General features: G+C 44.1%; 15 protein-coding genes. 6 read left to right on the forward strand and 9 right to left on the reverse strand.

Features of this window, described 5'->3' with window-relative positions; genetic code table 11:
• From lptB to mgtE, 5 genes are all read left to right on the forward strand, one after another.
• Nucleotides 1–726 carry an LPS export ABC transporter ATP-binding protein gene (gene lptB / locus KFK88_RS08180; protein WP_223578477.1) on the forward strand — a complete coding sequence of 242 codons (726 nt, stop codon included), beginning with the start codon at nt 1–3 and terminating at the stop codon, nt 724–726.
• A 482-nt stretch (nt 727–1,208) separates the two neighbouring features.
• The gene (gene hpf, locus KFK88_RS08185; RefSeq protein ID WP_223578479.1) at nt 1,209–1,496 is read left to right on the forward strand and encodes a ribosome hibernation promoting factor; all 288 of its coding nucleotides are present in this window, start codon (nt 1,209–1,211) and stop codon (nt 1,494–1,496) included.
• Between the two features lie 7 nt (nt 1,497–1,503).
• The gene (locus KFK88_RS08190) at nt 1,504–1,986 is read left to right on the forward strand and encodes a PTS sugar transporter subunit IIA (RefSeq protein WP_223578481.1); all 483 of its coding nucleotides are present in this window, start codon (nt 1,504–1,506) and stop codon (nt 1,984–1,986) included.
• Nucleotides 1,983–2,831, forward strand: a complete 849-nt coding sequence (rapZ, locus tag KFK88_RS08195; RefSeq protein ID WP_223578483.1) for an RNase adapter RapZ — start codon at nt 1,983–1,985, stop codon at nt 2,829–2,831. Before KFK88_RS08190 ends, rapZ begins: the two co-directional genes overlap by 4 nt.
• A 101-nt stretch (nt 2,832–2,932) precedes the next feature.
• Complete coding sequence (mgtE, locus tag KFK88_RS08200; RefSeq protein WP_223578485.1) at nt 2,933–4,312, forward strand: magnesium transporter; 1,380 nt, start codon at nt 2,933–2,935, stop codon at nt 4,310–4,312.
• Nucleotides 4,313–4,328: 16 nt separating this feature from the next.
• On the opposite strand, the gene pmbA is transcribed toward mgtE, so the two are convergent.
• Nucleotides 4,329–5,711 carry a metalloprotease PmbA gene (pmbA, locus tag KFK88_RS08205; protein WP_223578487.1) on the reverse strand — a complete coding sequence of 461 codons (1,383 nt, stop codon included), beginning with the start codon at nt 5,709–5,711 and terminating at the stop codon, nt 4,329–4,331.
• 123 nt (nt 5,712–5,834) lie between these two features.
• Between pmbA and yjgA the strand changes: the two genes are divergently transcribed.
• On the forward strand, nt 5,835–6,362 hold the full coding sequence (gene yjgA, locus KFK88_RS08210; protein WP_223578489.1) for a ribosome biogenesis factor YjgA: 528 nt from the start codon (nt 5,835–5,837) through the stop codon (nt 6,360–6,362).
• Between the two features lie 65 nt (nt 6,363–6,427).
• Here yjgA and tldD read toward each other — a convergent pair whose 3' ends face one another.
• From tldD to KFK88_RS08250, 8 genes are all read right to left on the reverse strand, one after another.
• Nucleotides 6,428–7,858: a metalloprotease TldD gene (gene tldD / locus KFK88_RS08215; protein ID WP_345252448.1), complete on the reverse strand. Its 1,431-nt coding sequence runs from the start codon at nt 7,856–7,858 to the stop codon at nt 6,428–6,430.
• Nucleotides 7,859–7,890: 32 nt separating this feature from the next.
• Nucleotides 7,891–8,706, reverse strand: a complete 816-nt coding sequence (locus KFK88_RS08220; protein ID WP_223578491.1) for a carbon-nitrogen hydrolase family protein — start codon at nt 8,704–8,706, stop codon at nt 7,891–7,893.
• Complete coding sequence (locus KFK88_RS08225) at nt 8,706–12,590, reverse strand: YhdP family protein (RefSeq protein WP_223578493.1); 3,885 nt, start codon at nt 12,588–12,590, stop codon at nt 8,706–8,708. Before KFK88_RS08225 ends, KFK88_RS08220 begins: the two co-directional genes overlap by 1 nt.
• 11 nt (nt 12,591–12,601) lie before the next feature.
• Nucleotides 12,602–14,095, reverse strand: a complete 1,494-nt coding sequence (rng, locus tag KFK88_RS08230; protein WP_223578495.1) for a ribonuclease G — start codon at nt 14,093–14,095, stop codon at nt 12,602–12,604.
• A 22-nt stretch (nt 14,096–14,117) separates the two neighbouring features.
• On the reverse strand, nt 14,118–14,723 hold the full coding sequence (locus KFK88_RS08235; RefSeq protein ID WP_223578496.1) for a Maf family protein: 606 nt from the start codon (nt 14,721–14,723) through the stop codon (nt 14,118–14,120).
• 27 nt (nt 14,724–14,750) lie between these two features.
• The gene (gene mreD, locus KFK88_RS08240) at nt 14,751–15,239 is read right to left on the reverse strand and encodes a rod shape-determining protein MreD (RefSeq protein WP_223578497.1); all 489 of its coding nucleotides are present in this window, start codon (nt 15,237–15,239) and stop codon (nt 14,751–14,753) included.
• On the reverse strand, nt 15,229–16,110 hold the full coding sequence (gene mreC / locus KFK88_RS08245; protein ID WP_223578821.1) for a rod shape-determining protein MreC: 882 nt from the start codon (nt 16,108–16,110) through the stop codon (nt 15,229–15,231). The genes mreD and mreC overlap by 11 nt, the downstream gene beginning before the upstream one ends.
• 132 nt (nt 16,111–16,242) lie before the next feature.
• On the reverse strand, nt 16,243–17,286 hold the full coding sequence (locus tag KFK88_RS08250) for a rod shape-determining protein (protein ID WP_223578498.1): 1,044 nt from the start codon (nt 17,284–17,286) through the stop codon (nt 16,243–16,245).
• Nucleotides 17,287–17,383 lie beyond the last annotated feature (97 nt).

Below are 17,383 nucleotides of genomic sequence, written 5' to 3' on the forward strand. Positions count from 1 at the left end.
ATGACGGCATTACGCGCACAAAATTTAGCTAAAAGTTACAAAACAAGGAAAGTCGTAGAAAGCGTTTCGCTAGAAGTTGATCAAGGCTCAATCGTTGGCTTATTAGGGCCAAATGGTGCTGGGAAAACGACCTCCTTCTATATGATTGTTGGCTTGGTTCCTTCCGATGCTGGACAAATTTTTCTGGCAGATGAAGACATTACTGGGGCAGCTATGCACGCTCGTGCTAAGAAAGGTATTGGTTATCTACCACAAGAAGCCTCTATTTTTCGCAAGCTTTCGGTGCAAGATAACATCATGTCGATCCTTCAACTTCGAAAAGACTTAAACGAGCAGCAGCGCGAAGAAAAGCTCGATGAATTACTGGCAGAATTCCATATCGAACACATTCGCCTGAGTCTCGGTATGAGCTTATCAGGCGGTGAGCGCCGTCGCGTTGAAATCGCTAGAGCGTTAGCAAATGACCCTAAATTTATTCTCCTTGATGAACCTTTTGCCGGCGTCGACCCCATATCGGTAATTGAAATCAAAAGCATCATCATGCAGCTCAAAGAACGTGGCTTAGGTGTACTAATCACGGATCACAACGTGCGCGAAACCTTGGATGTTTGTGAACGAGCTTACATTGTGGATAGCGGCAACATCATTGCAGACGGCGATACCGATACTATTTTAGAAAACCCAGTCGTTAGACAGCGATACCTCGGTGAACACTTTAAGATGTAGCGATAATCTATAGTCTGGAGTTCGTACTCGTATAAATTTCAGACAGAAACCCTCCCAAGCTATTGAAAAATATTTGCCAATCCCCAGATTAATAAGTAAGCCTTGCAAGATAACGAATCTCAAGGTAACTTGTAGTTAAAGGGTAATAAAAAGGAAACGATTGGCTTACGTGGCAACAACTCATCGCCTACAATTCACATCCCTTCTTATTTGGTTCAAATCACAACCAAAGAATGTGTTTAAGCCAATCACTTTACAAGCAACGAATCAAGCAAACCGTTTTACCCTGCATACTTTCTTCAACAGTTGTCTCCAACACATAACAGGAGGTGAACTATCAAAACACGTCAATTTAATACTTCTCATTTATTGTTACCAACCTTACCGTCTACGTGTGGAACCTTCCCACCTTAGATACCGTAATCAGTTTCAAAACGATTACAGAAATTTCCATTAAATCAATGATAGAAGGAAAGTTAATTATGCAAATCAATCTAACAGGGCGTCACTTAGAAATTACAGAACCACTAAAAGAATTTGTCGACGAAAAATTCTCAAAACTAGAACGACACTTTGATCACATCAATAATGTTTACGTTATCTTAAGTGTTGAGAAAATTCGTCAAATTGCCGAAGCGACCGTCCACGTCAATGGCGGCGAGATTTTCGCCAACAGTGAATCAGAAGATATGTATGCTGCGATTGATTTATTGATTGATAAATTAGACCGACAAGTGATAAAACATAAGGAAAAGATGACACGTCACTAAATACATAATGCACATATTAGACACGATTGCGCCCGAGCGATGTCAGCTCGGGCTGCAAGCCACCAGCAGGAAGAAAGCCTTACAAGCCGTAGCCAACCATTTCAGCAAGGATAACGAAGCTCTCGATTCTTTTGAAATACTGCAAGCCTTCACTGAACGTGAACAACTTGGTAGTACTGCCATTGGTCATGGTATTGCTTTGCCACATGGACGACTAGAAGCTTGTGAGCAGCCTGTCGCTATTTTGGCAACGTTAGAAAATTCGGTGGACTTCTTTGCTTCTGATAGAGAAAACGTGGATATTATATTCGCTTTGTTAATTCCAAAAGAACTAGACTTCAGAGATTTGCACGGCATTGAACTTATTAAAGCGATATTTGATAACAAAACATTATGTGCTCAGATCCGAAATGCTCACAACAATGAAGCATTATTTGATATTATTGAACATGCCATTAAAGAATATAGCACTAAGGAAGAAGCTTCGTGAAACTGGTTATCGTCAGCGGACGCTCGGGGTCAGGCAAGTCCGTTGTTCTTAAAGCATTAGAAGATGCTGGCTATTATTGCATTGACAATTTACCGCTGAGTTTAACGCTCAACGTGATCAATGATCACATTTTGAAGAATGAACTCATCGCCATCAGCGTAGATGCTCGCAACCCATCGGATCTTGAAAAGTTCTCCGATGAAATGGAGCAAATCAAAGCTGCCGCGCCACACGCCCGTATTCTGTTTATTGATGCCGATGAAAATGTCTTACTGAAACGGTTCAGCGAAACTCGCCGTCGTCACCCCCTGACTAAGCAAGGTTACTCGCTTCGTGATGCAATCAATGAAGAGAATCAATTGCTCGCGCCAGTTAGGGCTCTCGCCGACTTAGTGGTCAATACATCCGAGCTCACTCCACACGAACTACGGGAGCGTGTTCGAGAGCGCGTCAGCTCTAACAAAGCCCCACAAATGGACATCAGGCTGGTATCATTCGGCTTTAAGCATGGCGCACCTAAAGATGCTGACTTTGTGTTTGATGTACGTTGCCTGCCTAATCCCTATTGGGTTGAAGAGCTACGAGACTTTACAGGAAAAGACCAAGAAATTGCTGATTACTTATCCTCCAGCTCCCTTGTGATGGAATACACTTGGCAGCTTAAGGTCTTCCTGACCACTTGGATTCCTGAGTTCAGTAAACAAGACCGCAGCTATTTCACTTGTGCGATTGGCTGTACTGGTGGTCGCCACCGTTCCGTTTACATGGTCGAGACTTTAGGGCATTACCTGAAACAGCACTATCCCAATATTTCCGTTGAACATAGTCGCCTGAACAAATTGTAAATCTTATTAAACAACACTCTGGACGCCTAAATCTTGCTGGATAAGACGCGACAGCTACGTTAGAATAAGCAATAAAATCAACCACTAACGAGGCAAGAGCTATGGCTGAGAACCAAAACAATCAGACTCGTCAAGAACAGCTACAGCTTCTTAATTCCGCGCTTGATAGTGGTCACCTTATCCCCGTCCGCAACTTATTGGAAGAGCTCCACTCGGCGGACATTGCACACCTTCTTGAATCGACTCCCCCGCGAGTTCGTAACGTCATCTGGCAGTTGCTGGATAAAGAGCGTGAAGGTGATGTATTACAGCACTTAAACGATGAAATTCGCCAAAACTTCATCGAAAACATGCAGCCACAAGAGCTGGCCAACGCGCTAGCCGATCTTGATACCGATGACGTGGTGGATATTCTTGGTGATTTATCCAATAACGTCAGTAACCAAGTTCTTCGCCTACTGGATGAACAGAATCGTGCTCTTATCGAGCATGCACTGACATATCCAGAAGACACTGCAGGCGGTTTGATGAATATTGATACCATCATGATTCGACCCAGGGTATCGGTTGAGGTCGTGTTACGGTATTTGCGTATTCGTGGCAGTATGCCACCTAATACCGACCATTTGTACGTGGTGAACTCAAGGGACGTGCTTATAGGCTCAGTTCCTATCAGTGCGATCTTGACCTGTGACCCTGACACGTCAATCACGCAAATTGTCGACGAAGAGATGTTCACGATTCCTGCAGACATGAAAGACACTGAAGTGGCACAAATCTTTGAGCGTCATGATTTAGTATCCGCACCGGTATTGGATGAAGAAGGCCGCCTACTAGGCCGTATTACGATTGATGATGTGGTTGACGTCATCCGCGAAGAAGCGGATCACTCATTAATGTCGATGGCTGGCTTAGATGAATTAGAGGACACCTTTGGTCCCGTCATGGTGACTGCTCGAAAACGAGCTATCTGGCTGGGTATTAACTTATTAACCGTTATTCTTGCGGCACTCGTTATCGGGCTTTTCGAAAGTACGATAGGCAAAGTGACGCTACTCGCTGTATTACTGCCGATTGTCCCAAGTATGGGCGGTATCGCGGGTACTCAAACCCTTACGCTGGTTATTCGTGGTATGTCGCTGGGCCATATTAGTGACGGTAACCAGTCTTATTTATTAAAGAAAGAACTAGCCGTCAGTGTCATTAACGGCATTCTATGGGCCATTATTATTTCAACCCTAGTGTATGCCTTCTCATATTACAAAGAATCAGGTATCAACCACATGCACCTCGCCATCACGATTGGCGGTGCTATGCTATTTAATCTTGTTACAGGCGTGCTCAGCGGAGCTAGTATTCCGCTGATTCTAAAAAAGCTCAATATTGACCCCGCCATTGCTGGCGGTGTGGTGTTAACGACTGTGACCGATGTTGCGGGTTTCTTTGCACTACTTGGGCTAGCGACTTACTTTTTCGCCTAACAATCCAACCCCTGCATCAAGCAGCGATAGTCATACTCCTAATGGCAACCGAACCCGTAAGAATGCTCGAGCGGCTATCGACATCATCGCCAAGTGCCACGATAGATTGGAACATATCTTCTAAATTACCAGCGATCGTGATTTCTTGAACATAGTGCTTTATTTGGCCATTCTCAAACCAGAAACCACTGGCACCCCGCGAATAATTACCGGTGACGATATTAACCCCTTGCCCCATGACTTCCGTGACCAATAGTCCGGTTCCCAAGTCTTTCATCATAGATTGCAATGACTGCTTTGGTGAATCAATCAGAATATTATGAATACCACCAGCATTACCCGTCGTTTCCATTCCGAGTCGTCTTGCAGAATAACCACTCAGGAAATAACCTTCGAGCTGCCCCTGCTCCACTATCGTTCGTTTTGCTGTGGCTACGCCATCACTATCATAATTAGAGCTACCCAACCCTTTTAAGATAAAAGGATCTTCTATAATCGTGATTTCCTTAGGTAAAATGGTTTCGCCTAGCTTATCAAGCATGAACGAAGATCTTTGGTATAAAGCCCCACCTTTGAGCGCACCAAACAAATGAGTCCATAACCCCCGTGCAACTTCAGGATTGAATATCACAGGAAACTTACCGGAACTGCAGGTGCCTTGGATCAGCTTGCTTTGAATTCGATTTGCGGCTTCTGCTCCAACCAAGTTCGGTGCCAGTAAGTCTGCATACTCGCGGCCTAACGTATAGTAACCATCTCGCAGCATTCCTTTGTCGGTTTGCCCAATCAGCACATTCGACAAGCTGTATCGCGTGGTTTTATTAAAACCACAAAAATCATGGCTGTTAGCATAGCAGGACACGGAACGGTGACTATAACAGTTAGCCCCTTCTGACTGCTTAATGTGTGTGTTGTCCAAAGCAGAAGACTCAGCAAGCTTGGCAGCTTCGAGCATATCATCAATACTCAAAGCAAACGGATGATCTAGAGACAAGTCTTTAAACTCTGAAGCCATTCGACTGGCTTCCACTAAACCAGCATAAGGATCTGGCTCGGTAAATTTAGCGATATTACAAGCTGCTTCTAAGCCCTGAAGGGCAGCCGCCTCGGTTAAATCATTGATAGATACCGTGCCTTTGCGTTGCTCAAAATAGACGTTTATACCTAAGTGGCTGTCTTGGTTATATTCAAGCGTTTCGAGTTCACCATTACGGACTTCGACACTATTACCGATGGTGTTGTAACTCCATACTTCTGCGTCATCTGCGCCAAGTTTTTTTGCCTGACTAATAACGGCATCAGCAATACTCTGCATCGTCCCAGAGGTTTGCTTCTGCTGTTCTGCGATCTCAACTAACGTTAACTGCTTGTTGTTACCTTGTGCCAATCGATTCACCATTCTGTTATTCGTTACTTTTTATATTAATTACTTCAGTTAAATTATTGCTCAAGCTCTTACTCAAACTACCACTTGTTGCTGGAAAGCGTTATCATTAAGCCAAACCAGAAACTAAATACCTTCATGACTGAACACTTTGATGACAACAGCGACCTTGAACACGATAAGTCCAAGTCGCAAGTCAAAAAGGAGCTCCTTGAGCTTACAGCTTTAGGAGAACGTTTAAGTAAACTGTCAAAACAACATTGGCTTGATTTACCTATATCCAACACCCTGAAACATGCGCTCAATGAAGTCTCAAAGATCAATCATCATACTGGTTTAAAGCGCCATATTAAGTACATCGGCAAATTATTGCGCAACGAAGATGTCGAAGCCATTGAGCAACAACTAATACTCGATAACCAGCAACACACTTTAGAAGTTCAGCGCGAAAAGCTATGTGAACACTGGCGAAACCGATTGTTGGCAGAAGGCGATGCAGCAACATTTGAACTCTTACAAATCACTTCAAACCTCGATCGCCAACAGCTGCGCCAACTAGTGCGTAATGCTTCAAAAGAACAACAACTCAACAAACCGCCTAAATACCAACGTGAGCTTTACCGTTATTTACGTGATAACGCCGAGTTTCACGACAATCACAATTAGCCTAGCCAGCCATGACTTTAAACAGCCATGACTCTAAAAAGCCATGGTCCTAAACAGACATTGCTCTAAGAAGACATAGTCCCGCCGACCGTTAACTTATCCACCTTCAACGTCGGCTGGCCGACACAGACAGGAACACTTTGCCCATCTTTGCCGCAAACGCCAATGCCTGGGTCCAGTTGGCTGTCATTACCCACCATACTCGCGTACTTTAAAACTTCTGGACCGTTTCCAGCCAAAGTTGCTCCTTTTATCGGAGCCGTTAACTTACCATCTTCAATTAAATAAGCTTCGCTCGCACTGAACACAAAATTACCCGATGTAATGTCTACCTGACCACCGGCAAAATTCGGCGCATAAATTCCTTTTTTGACACTACGAATAATGTCTTCAGGGTCAGACTGACCACCTAGCATCAGCGTATTGGTCATTCGTGGCATCGGTAAGTGGGCATAAGACTCTCGACGACCATTACCTGTAGGTGCTTGGCCCATCAGCCGAGCATTATGTTTATCCTGCATATACCCTTTTAGAACCCCGTTTTCAATCAACACGTTTGATTGGCTGGGCGTTCCTTCATCATCGACATTTAGAGAACCTCTTTGCTTGTCCAGTGTGCCATCGTCTATCACCGTACATAACTCGGATGCAACCTTCTGACCGATACGGCCAGCGTAAGCTGAAGAGCCTTTACGATTAAAATCACCTTCTAGACCATGACCAACCGCTTCATGTAGCAATACTCCTGGCCAGCCATTACCTAAAACAACCTCCATCGTTCCGGCCGGAGCCTCAACAGCATCGAGATTGATTACGGCTTGTTCAACGGCTTTTTTGGCCAATGCTTCCAAATCCAAGCTCATTAAGTGATACCAATCGTAGCGCCCACCCATGCCTGAGCTGCCTCGCTCTCTACGCCCATCATGCTCCGCGACCACAGTCACATTCAACCGAATCATAGGTCGAATATCAGCAGCCAAGGTACCATCGATACCAGCAACCAGCATATGCTCATCCGCAGCAGATAAACTGACGATCACTTGCTTCACTTTTTCGTCTAACTGACGTGCTGTGGCATCCAACTGCCTTAGCAGTGCAATTTTATGAGACTGCTCTACTTTACCTAACGTTTTACTAGCAGTGTAAAGCCTGCGTTGTTCGTTGGTCTGGTTAAAACTGACCGTTTTAGACTGACCTGCACGGCTAATACTCGTTGCCGCTGTTAAGGCATTATTCAAGGCAGTTTTTTCAAATTGGTTGGCATAAGCAAAGCCCGTTTTCTCGCCATCAATGCTACGGATACCTAAGCCTTTATTTAAGTTAAAGCTGGCGTCTTTGACCAGACCATCCTCTAGCTGCCAATATTCCATCACCACTTCCTGTACGAAAATATCCGCATAGTCTAGTTGGTAACGGCTCATAGACTCAACTGCTTTGGTTATAGCCTCTACGGACAGATCCGACTCTAGAAATAAATGGCTCTCGACCTCTTGTATGATACTTGTCATTCTCTACCTTATACTTCGCGCTACAAACGTCGGTGCGTATGTACTGGAAAGCGCTTTTTAATTTTCTCAATGTGTTCAATATCGATGGCTCTATTGATAAATCCTTCCTGCTGGGACATTGAACCTAACACGTCTCCCCACGGTCCGATAAACATACTATGGCCAAACGTTTTGCGTTTATTATCATGCTCACCCGTTTGATTGGAGGCGGCGACAAAACATAAATTCTCAACAGCTCTTGCTTGTAATAATAGCTGCCAATGAACCTCACCAGTTTTCTGAGTAAACGCCGATGGTGCCAATATGATTTGAACACCCTGCTGTTGATATAAACGATAAAGCTCAGGGAAGCGCAAGTCATAACAAACTGACAAACCAAACGTCACACCCATCAATTCAAAAACTTTAGTCTCATCGCCTGCCAGTGTGTTGTTCGATTCTGAATAAACTTCATCGGCTTTGACTGCCACATCAAACATATGAATTTTATCATAATAGGTGACTAGCTCGCCTTGCTTGTCATAGACATAGCAGCGTGCGAACGGTCTATCATCTACGCCAGATGCCACTGCAATTGTGCCACCAATAACAGCTACCTGGTTTTCCTTCGCCACACGTTGCATCCAACCTTGTATCGGGCCACCTAAATGTTGTTCAACAAAATCTAGCTTCTGCCCATTGTACTTTTCCATTAAAGCAAAGGTTTCAGGCAACACCACCATGTCTGCACCATCAGCAGCAGACGCCTTAATTAATTTTTCAGCCTGTTGTAAATTATCCTCAATCACACTGGACGAAGATAGCTGAATCAAACCTATGGTAATTTCTTTAGACATTAATTCTGCTCACCTTCTGATTCTGACTGCTCACGACCTTCTTCAGGCTCTTCGGCTTGCTCTTGCAGATCAGGTAAATTCTCAGGTAGTACCTCTTTCGGTAGGGCTTCTGGCACCTCTTCTACTTCGGGAACAGCCACTTCTTTTGACTTTTTACTGACCTCAACCACCGTTGGGTTAGTCAAGCTACCACTCACTTTGTACTCAATACTCACCACGACATCGATCACGGGTTCGAATATTTTATTCACCAGTAACATGATCAGCCCAGTGGTTGGTTCGACAGCCCAGCCCGCCAAAACAGGTAAACTTGAGCCAAGTTTGGGGACAACCGTTACATTCTGATCAACAGTCTGTTTTACGAGATTCGTCGAGCCATTCACTCTAACATCTGCAGCAGCACCGTCAATAAACACGTTATCACTGTGGACTACACCATTCTTAATCGTGAACTCACCAGTGATTTTGTCAAAGAAGAATCCATCTTCAAACAAATCACTAAAGTCTAAAGACAACCGACGTCTAACGCTTTGTAAAGAAAAGAGACTGAACACCCGAGCTTGGCGGTCACTTAACTCTTTCACTACACCTTCACCAGTTTCTAATCGAATGTTACCATTCAAATTGTTCAGGCTAATATCGTGAAAGCCACCTTCCCAGTTGAGCTTAATAGCACCAGTCGCTTGTGCTTCTTTTAGACCATCGCCATAGCCCCAACGCTTCAGCAAGCTACCAGTATCAATCGTAGTAAAATTAATATTAACCTCGCTACGATTTCCTTTCCATTGACCTTCTAAGTAAGCAGAGAGCTGGCCCTGAATTTGACTATCACCCTTAACAACCACTGCACCATCTTCCAAGCTGGATACCAAGGTTAGCTTACCCGTATCAATGCCATTAATGGTGCAGTCTAGGCACTCCAACTGCCAATGGTCTAGCGACGACTTATTGATACTCACTTCGGAGTCAGAAAGACGACTGAATGAATCTAGCTCGATATCGAGTTTCTGCACAGTGACATGCTTTCTACCATCAGAATAAAGAGTTAAATGACCAGCGCCTTCTCTAGCCTCAACATTAAACCTCACACTCTCGTCTTCCAGTAAAGAATCGGTGAACACAACATCATGTAATGACTGTCCGGCAATAGTAAAAAGCGCTGTTCGAATCGAAATATGGTCAATCCATTCTGGCCAGTAAAAATCGCCCTGTTTTTTTACCTGCAAACTATTCAGCCATTCATTACTGTGAATTTCTGCGAAGAATCCCTGAATCGCAACGCCTTTTTTGGGTACATCTATAGAGTGCGTGGCTAGGTCTCCCATTGCAATCACACCATTAATATCCTCAGGAGTGTCTACCCCAAAGTCCAGTTGAGAAGAAATGGTATCTCTATAGATGGTTCTTGCATGTATGCGATTATTTTTTCGGTACAGCGTGGATAGAAAAGAGCTTTTTTCATCTTTGCTTTTACTCAACCACGATGGCCCATTAATTTCTGTCCCGCTTAAATCACTACGTACAATGAGTGACTCCGAGCCCTCACTATCTTGTCGATAGTGCAGATTGACCAAGCTATTACCTTCAACATAAATAGGTAACTCAACATTCAACGAAGCAACGGCTTTCGCTACGTCAAAATTAGAATTGGCATTGATATTAACCAAGTCATCGTTATTAGTGTACTCATCTACACCAATATCAATGGTAACTGGGCTCTGCCATAACTTGGCTTTGATATCCTCTGCATATGCACCTCGCTCGGTATAATGCAATTTACCCTGCAAGCCATTTAAACCTAGTTGATAACTTCTAAGCTCAATATCTTGTCCAGCGAAGGTGATCTCCCCATCCAAAGTTGTATCGTCGCTGTCTTCACTTAATGGAACTGTTACCTTTAGTCGATTGCTTAGCCGACCACTAAATTCAAGATCGAGCAGTTCTTCGCCTAACCACTCTTTAAGAGGCGAGTTGAGAAAAAGGTTCTGATAAGGCTCATAGGAAACGTGGTTGTTGATATCTAATTTTAATATCGACCCTTCAGTAAACAGTGACTCAATCACACCATTAACACTATCTACACCATTACCTAAAATCTGCCCCTTACTGGCCCGTAGCAACATCTCATTGTTGGAGAACTGAACATCAGCGTTTAAACCTTCAACAATTGGCCAATCTGGATCAAACTTGAAGGTGCTCTCTGAAACTTTTGCTTGGATATCAAACTGTCCTTGATGATCCACATACGGGAAATCTTCGATGTTGCCACGCCAAGTGAGCTTTGCTAAATCTACGCTACCGCTAATTAATGCCATGTCCAGAAACTCTAAAACATCCTCTTCGAGTTCATTCCTTGGCCAATACTTTTCAAGGGCAGCGATATTAATCTGACTAGCCTCGGCATAAACAGATAGATCGACATCGTTGTCCAATCCCCTGATCGCTCCATTTGCCAATACCGATAAGTCATCATTCACAAACTCAAGATGATTAATGCGCGCCAAGGGCCTATCAATAAAGCTTACCCAAGCATCTAATTGAAGTTGCTCAATTGGAATAGCTGATTGAAATACACCAGCCCACGCCAGTGTTTTAGCGCCTGCATTAAACTGTAAATTCCAGCCCTTACCCTCATCACGAATAATGACCTGATCCAATTGAACAGCCGGAGAAACATCGCTTTGCTCTGTGGAAAGGTTCACCAATTCAGCATGACCATATTTTGGTACTAGGCCTTCTTCAATTTGCTCAGCTTCGATATCAAGACTGACTAACTCGCCTTGAGGCTTGACCTTGAGAAGTATGTCCCTAATGCTTGGGGCTAGAAATGGACTAGCTAATGTTGAAAAATAACCGATAGGAGTGTTTCTTGCTTCCAATAACCACCCAACTTTTGATGGCTGCCTCCCATCACGGACTAATTTAAAATAGCTGTCATAGCGTTTGAGTTGCTCAGATTCTAAACGCTCAACCACATGAAATTGGTCACTGGAAAAGATAGATAATCCATCTTCTGTTAGATAATTAATTTCCGCATCAAGCTGCGCGACTTGAGAGCTAGTACTACTCGCAGAAAACAACAAACGTCCAGACTTAGGTGTCTCACCTTCATACTCAAACCAAAACTCACTATCCGCTAACTCAACCGGTATACCTTGCGGTAAATCAAAAAATGACGAACTATCAACGACATCAAAATCTCTGAGCAGTCCATAAAGTTTAATTGGATTATCATTAGCGAACGGCTGGCCACTCGACTCAATTATCAACTTACCGTAGGTCGCAAAAGAGCTTTGAGTTTCAATGATGAGCTGCCTCTGCTTGCCAAGCTTAGTAAAGGTTAATGTCTCAATCCGAATAGTCCGTAACGCCTCATCCTTATGCAGGTTTAAACTAAGATCATTAATTTGAATGGATTCTTGATCAATGATTTCTGGATAGCGCTTTAACAACAAGGTGATATCAGTTGAGATAGCCCCCTCATCTTGATCAAATCGGGGCATCAGAAGCTCAGCATTAACCTGGTTAAGATCAATGCTTTCGGTAATTAAATAACCTTTGAAGAGACTTTCCCAAAAATTTAAGGTGATGTGTGCTTTCTCAACATTGTAAGATTGTGATTTTGATTCGTTGGACCAAGTTGCTCCATTAATAAAAATACTGGGTTTAAACTCTGACCAATCAATATCTAAACTTGAATAATTGAAGGAGCCTCCTACTTGCTCCTCCACCAAGGCGATCATGCGCTCTTTATTATCGGTCCAGTACGGCAGAGAAAGCTTAACGACAGAAACAAACAATACGAAAACAATGACGAGTATCGACACCAACCACAAGATATAGGTCAGAAAACGTCGCAATAGCCTTGTCAAAGATTTCGCCATCAAATATCCAACTACATTAAGACCACATCGAATTGCTCAGGCGAATACAAACTTTCTACCTGCAACTTAATAGGTTTATCAATTTCAACCTCAAGATCACCAAGGCTACTGGCTTCTTCGTCCAATAAACAGTCCACCACTTCCTGACTTGCCAATACTAAGAACTTTTGAACATCATAGGTTCGTGCAGCACGGCTCAACTCTCGGAAGATTTCATAACACACAGTCACCGCTGTTTTTACATAACCCCGACCATTGCACTGCTGACAAGGCTCGCACAATAAACGCTCAAGACTTTCTCTGGAGCGCTTACGGGTCATTTCAACAAGCCCTAATGTTGAGACTTCGGTTATTTGTGTTTTGACATGATCTTTCTCTAGAAGTTTCTCCAGAGTTCTAAGCACCTGTCGCTTGTGCTCCTCTTCCTTCATATCTATAAAATCGACGATAATAATACCGCCTAAATTTCTAAGTCTTAACTGTCGGGCTAAAGCAGTCGCAGCTTCAAGGTTAGTCCTAAAAATGGTCTCTTCTAAATTTTTATGACCAACAAATGCTCCTGTATTGACGTCGACCGTAGTCATGGCTTCAGTCTGATCGATAATTAAATACCCCCCAGACTTTAATTGGACTTTCCTTTCTAAGGCTTTCTTGATTTCTTCTTCAACGTTGTATAAATCAAAAATCGGGCGCTCACTTTGATACAACTCAATCCGGCTTTCCATTTCAGGAAGAAACTCTCTGACAAAGTCAATGATTCGCCCAACAGTCGCCTCATCATCAATACGAACACGCTCAACATCATCAGCAAAAATATCGCGCATGATCCTAAGCTCTAAACCTAAATCTTCATGAACCAAGCCCGGTGCGTTTACTTGTTTCGAGCGCTCGGTAATACCGTTCCATAGTTTTGCCAAAAAAAGCGCATCTCGGACTAACTCTTTTTCTGAAGCACCTTCTGCTGCTGTGCGAATAATAAAACCATTATCCAGTTCCTCGTGCTCTTCGAGTAACTCACGCAGTCGAAGACGCTCATCTTGGTCGTCTATTCGTTGTGACACACCGACATGTTCGGTATCGGGCATCAGTACCAAGTAACGCGAAGGAATCGTAATGTGCGTTGTCAGCCGAGCACCTTTACTACTGATGGGGTCTTTAATCACCTGCACAATGATTTTTTGCCCTTCATGCAATACTGTAGTGATATCGGTCTCTTGTGCTTGCTGCTTGTCTAATAATTGTGAACCTTCTATCGCTTGCTTACTCCCTTCAGCTTTATCGGTAACAATATCCGCTAAGTGCAGGAATGCCGCTTTCTCATGACCAATATCAACAAAGGCAGCCTGCATCCCTGGCATCACACGTCTCACCACACCCTTATAAATATTACCAACAATCCCTCGGTTCTCCCGACGTTCAATGTGGACTTCTTGCAACACGCCGTTCTCCACAATCGAAGCTCGTGTTTCTTGAGGCGTAATGTTAATGAGTATTTCGTCGCGCATGATATTTCTGCCTGTTTCCAGCTTAGTCTAAGCTGCTTAATGCAAACTGAACCTTGGCCTGCTCAAGTAATTGACGGGTCTCATAAATCGGCAAACCAACCACGTTGGTGTAACTGCCCTTTATCGTCTCAATTAAACTGCCACCTAAGCCTTGTATCGCATAACCACCCGCTTTTCCCAATGGCTCTTGAGTCTGGCAGTAAGCCCTAATCGTCTTTTCTTTAAGTGCAGCAAACTGAACATCGGTTTCAACCGTGGTTTGTAGAAATGTATCTTCCATAGCAATCACAACGCTCGACATGACCAAGTGTCTTTCACCACTCAACCTCAGCAGCAACTCAACTGCATGCTCCAAATCATCAGGTTTCCCTAACGGCTCATTATTATGTACCACTGTGGTGTCGGCACTGAGTATAGGCAAGACAGCCATACCGTCCATTTTCTGTTTTGCAGATTGTGCTTTACCCAGAGCAACTCGCTCTACGTAGTCTTTTGGCGACTCTTTCGGTAGACGCGTTTCATCAAAGTTATTCTCAATCTGGATATAGTCCACTCCCAGTTGCGTCAACAGCTCTTGCCGACGAGGAGAGCCAGAGGCGAGATAAATTTTTGAAAAACTCGGAACCATATGAATCTGCCCTCAATAAATAAAGCATTAACTGACTTTGAAGTAGCGACGAATATCACGTAGTAAAATAAACAGCCAAGGCCATAACAAAGCGTTGATGGCTGACGAAATCCAGTAGCTGAGATCGCTTTCAGGACTTCCTGTCACCCGAGATAACCATAAAACCAGTGCCAAATATAACAAACTAAAACCACCCATGGTTAACGCCTGCTTCCAGATTGGGTAAATCCGTATACGGAGATAATTAAGCTGCAAAATAAACGCGATAACACATAGAGTAAAACTGTGCATACCTAGGGTACTACCCAATAGCGCATCGAATATCAGTCCCCAGATAAATGCCCAAAGCAACCCAATCCGGTGGGGTAACGCTATCACCCAGTACGAAAAGACTAACAGAAGCCAGTCAGGTCGATACGGTAACCACGACTCGGGGAGTGGGATCACACTAAGAATCAACGCAATCAAAAGCGTTAAAATAATGACCCAAGTGCCACGTTTTTGCTTATTCTGCATTATCGCCTCCCTCTAGTTCAGAGTCAGACGTTTTGCTCTCAGAGCCTTGCTCAGGGTCATGATATGGCCACAACAGCAAAACATGATTGGCACGGTTAATATTCGCCGTTGGCTCCGCCAAAATTTCAGCATAAGGCTGTGCCGATTGGCGCACCACAGAAATCACTTTCGCCACAGGGTAACCATCAGGGAATTTCTGCCCTAGGCCAGAACTCAGCAGCAAGTCACCCTCTTCAATATCAATCGTATTCGGTAGATGACGTAAGTAAAGCGTCCTACCGTTGCCTTGCGCAATCGCACGAACACCGTTTCTATCAACTCGGACAGGGATCGCATGCTTTTGATCATTTAACAAAATCATTCGCGATGTCGAGGTCGATACCTCTGTCACCTGCCCCATAATCCCCTCAGCATCAACTACCGGCTGCCCTACAAAGACACCATCTAGACTGCCCTTGTTGAGCAACAATTCATTAGCAAACAAACTGCTATCGATGTTGAGTACTTCCGCAATCACGCGTTTTCCGCGCAGGGTCCGAGATGAACCCAACAAAGCACGCAACCGAGCATTCTCAGATTCCAAACCAATCAATCGTTGGTTCTGTGCTTTCAAGATCAGAAGCTCGTCTTTTAAACGGCGGTTTTCATTGAGAAGGTCATTACGACTGACAATATTACTGTCGGCCCAAGCGGCAACTTCATTGGGGAGGTTTGCTAAGAAGTAAATCGGGGCCAATACCGTGGATACACCTTTACGAGCGCTACTCAAATAATCGTAACGATAATCCAGTACCATCAAGACAGCAGCCAAAATTAAACTCATGACCAGCTGTAAAACCAAGGATGGGCCTCGTGTGAATAGATTTTTGATGGCCTACTCCTCCCGCCAGAGTAAATTCAAATAGTTAGTCCACATCAATAGACATTAGTTTAGCAATTTTTATGGAATAGATACAAAAATCGGGCAATCTAAGTGCCCGATTTTAATGGAGTTTTTGTTCGATTAATCGTCAGAGAACAAATCACCACCATGCTCGTCAATGGTTTCTAAGACTTTACCACCGCCACGAGCTACGCAAGTCAGTGGATCTTCAGCCACAATCACCGGCAAACCAGTTTCTTCCATCAGCAATCTATCGACGTCACGAATTAAAGCACCACCGCCAGTTAAGACCATACCGCGCTCTGAAATATCAGCCGCAAGCTCTGGTGGCGACTGCTCAAGAACCGTTTTCACCGCACGGACGATGCCATGCAATGGGTTTTGTAACGCCTCAAGAATTTCATTGCTGTTAATAGTGAAGCTTCTTGGAATACCCTCAGCCAAGTTACGGCCACGAACGTCGAGCTCACGAACTTCAGTGCCAGGGTAGGCAGTACCAATTTCGTGCTTAATGCGCTCAGCGGTTGCTTCACCAATAATGGTGCCGTAGTTGCGGCGAATATATTCGATAATTGCTTCATCGAAACGGTCACCACCGATACGTACAGAATCTGAGTAAACCACACCGTTCAACGACAAAATCGCGATTTCTGTCGTACCACCACCGATGTCCACCACCATCGAGCCGCGCGCTTCGTTTACTGGTAAGCCCGCACCCACAGCTGCCGCCACAGGTTCTTCAATAAGGTAAACATCACGAGCACCCGCGCCTAGCGCTGATTCTTTAATCGCACGACGCTCAACCTGTGTCGAACCACAAGGTACACAAACCAGTACGCGTGGGCTAGGACGGAAAAAGGTGTTGTCATGAACTTTGCGGATGAAGTGTTGTAGCATTTTTTCAGTGACTTCGAAGTCAGCGATAACACCGTCTTTCAATGGACGAATCGCTACAATGTTGCCAGGCGTACGGCCCAACATTCTCTTCGCCGCTTCACCGACTGCTGCAATCGACTTAGCGCCGCCTGAGCGGTCTTGTCGAATGGCGACCACTGAAGGTTCATCAAGAACGATTCCTTGGTCACGAACATAAATCAAAGTATTTGCCGTACCCAAATCAATAGACAGGTCGGTAGAAAAAAGGCCACGTAATTTATTAAACATCGGAGGAGGTTTCCCGCTTAAAACTTGTTTTACTCAAATTCGTTAAAATAATTGTCAATCAAAAGGGCTTAAAACCAATAGCGACAAGGCTTGTGAG

This window comes from Kangiella taiwanensis, from assembly GCF_020005165.1.
Lineage (GTDB): Bacteria > Pseudomonadota > Gammaproteobacteria > Enterobacterales > Kangiellaceae > Kangiella > Kangiella taiwanensis.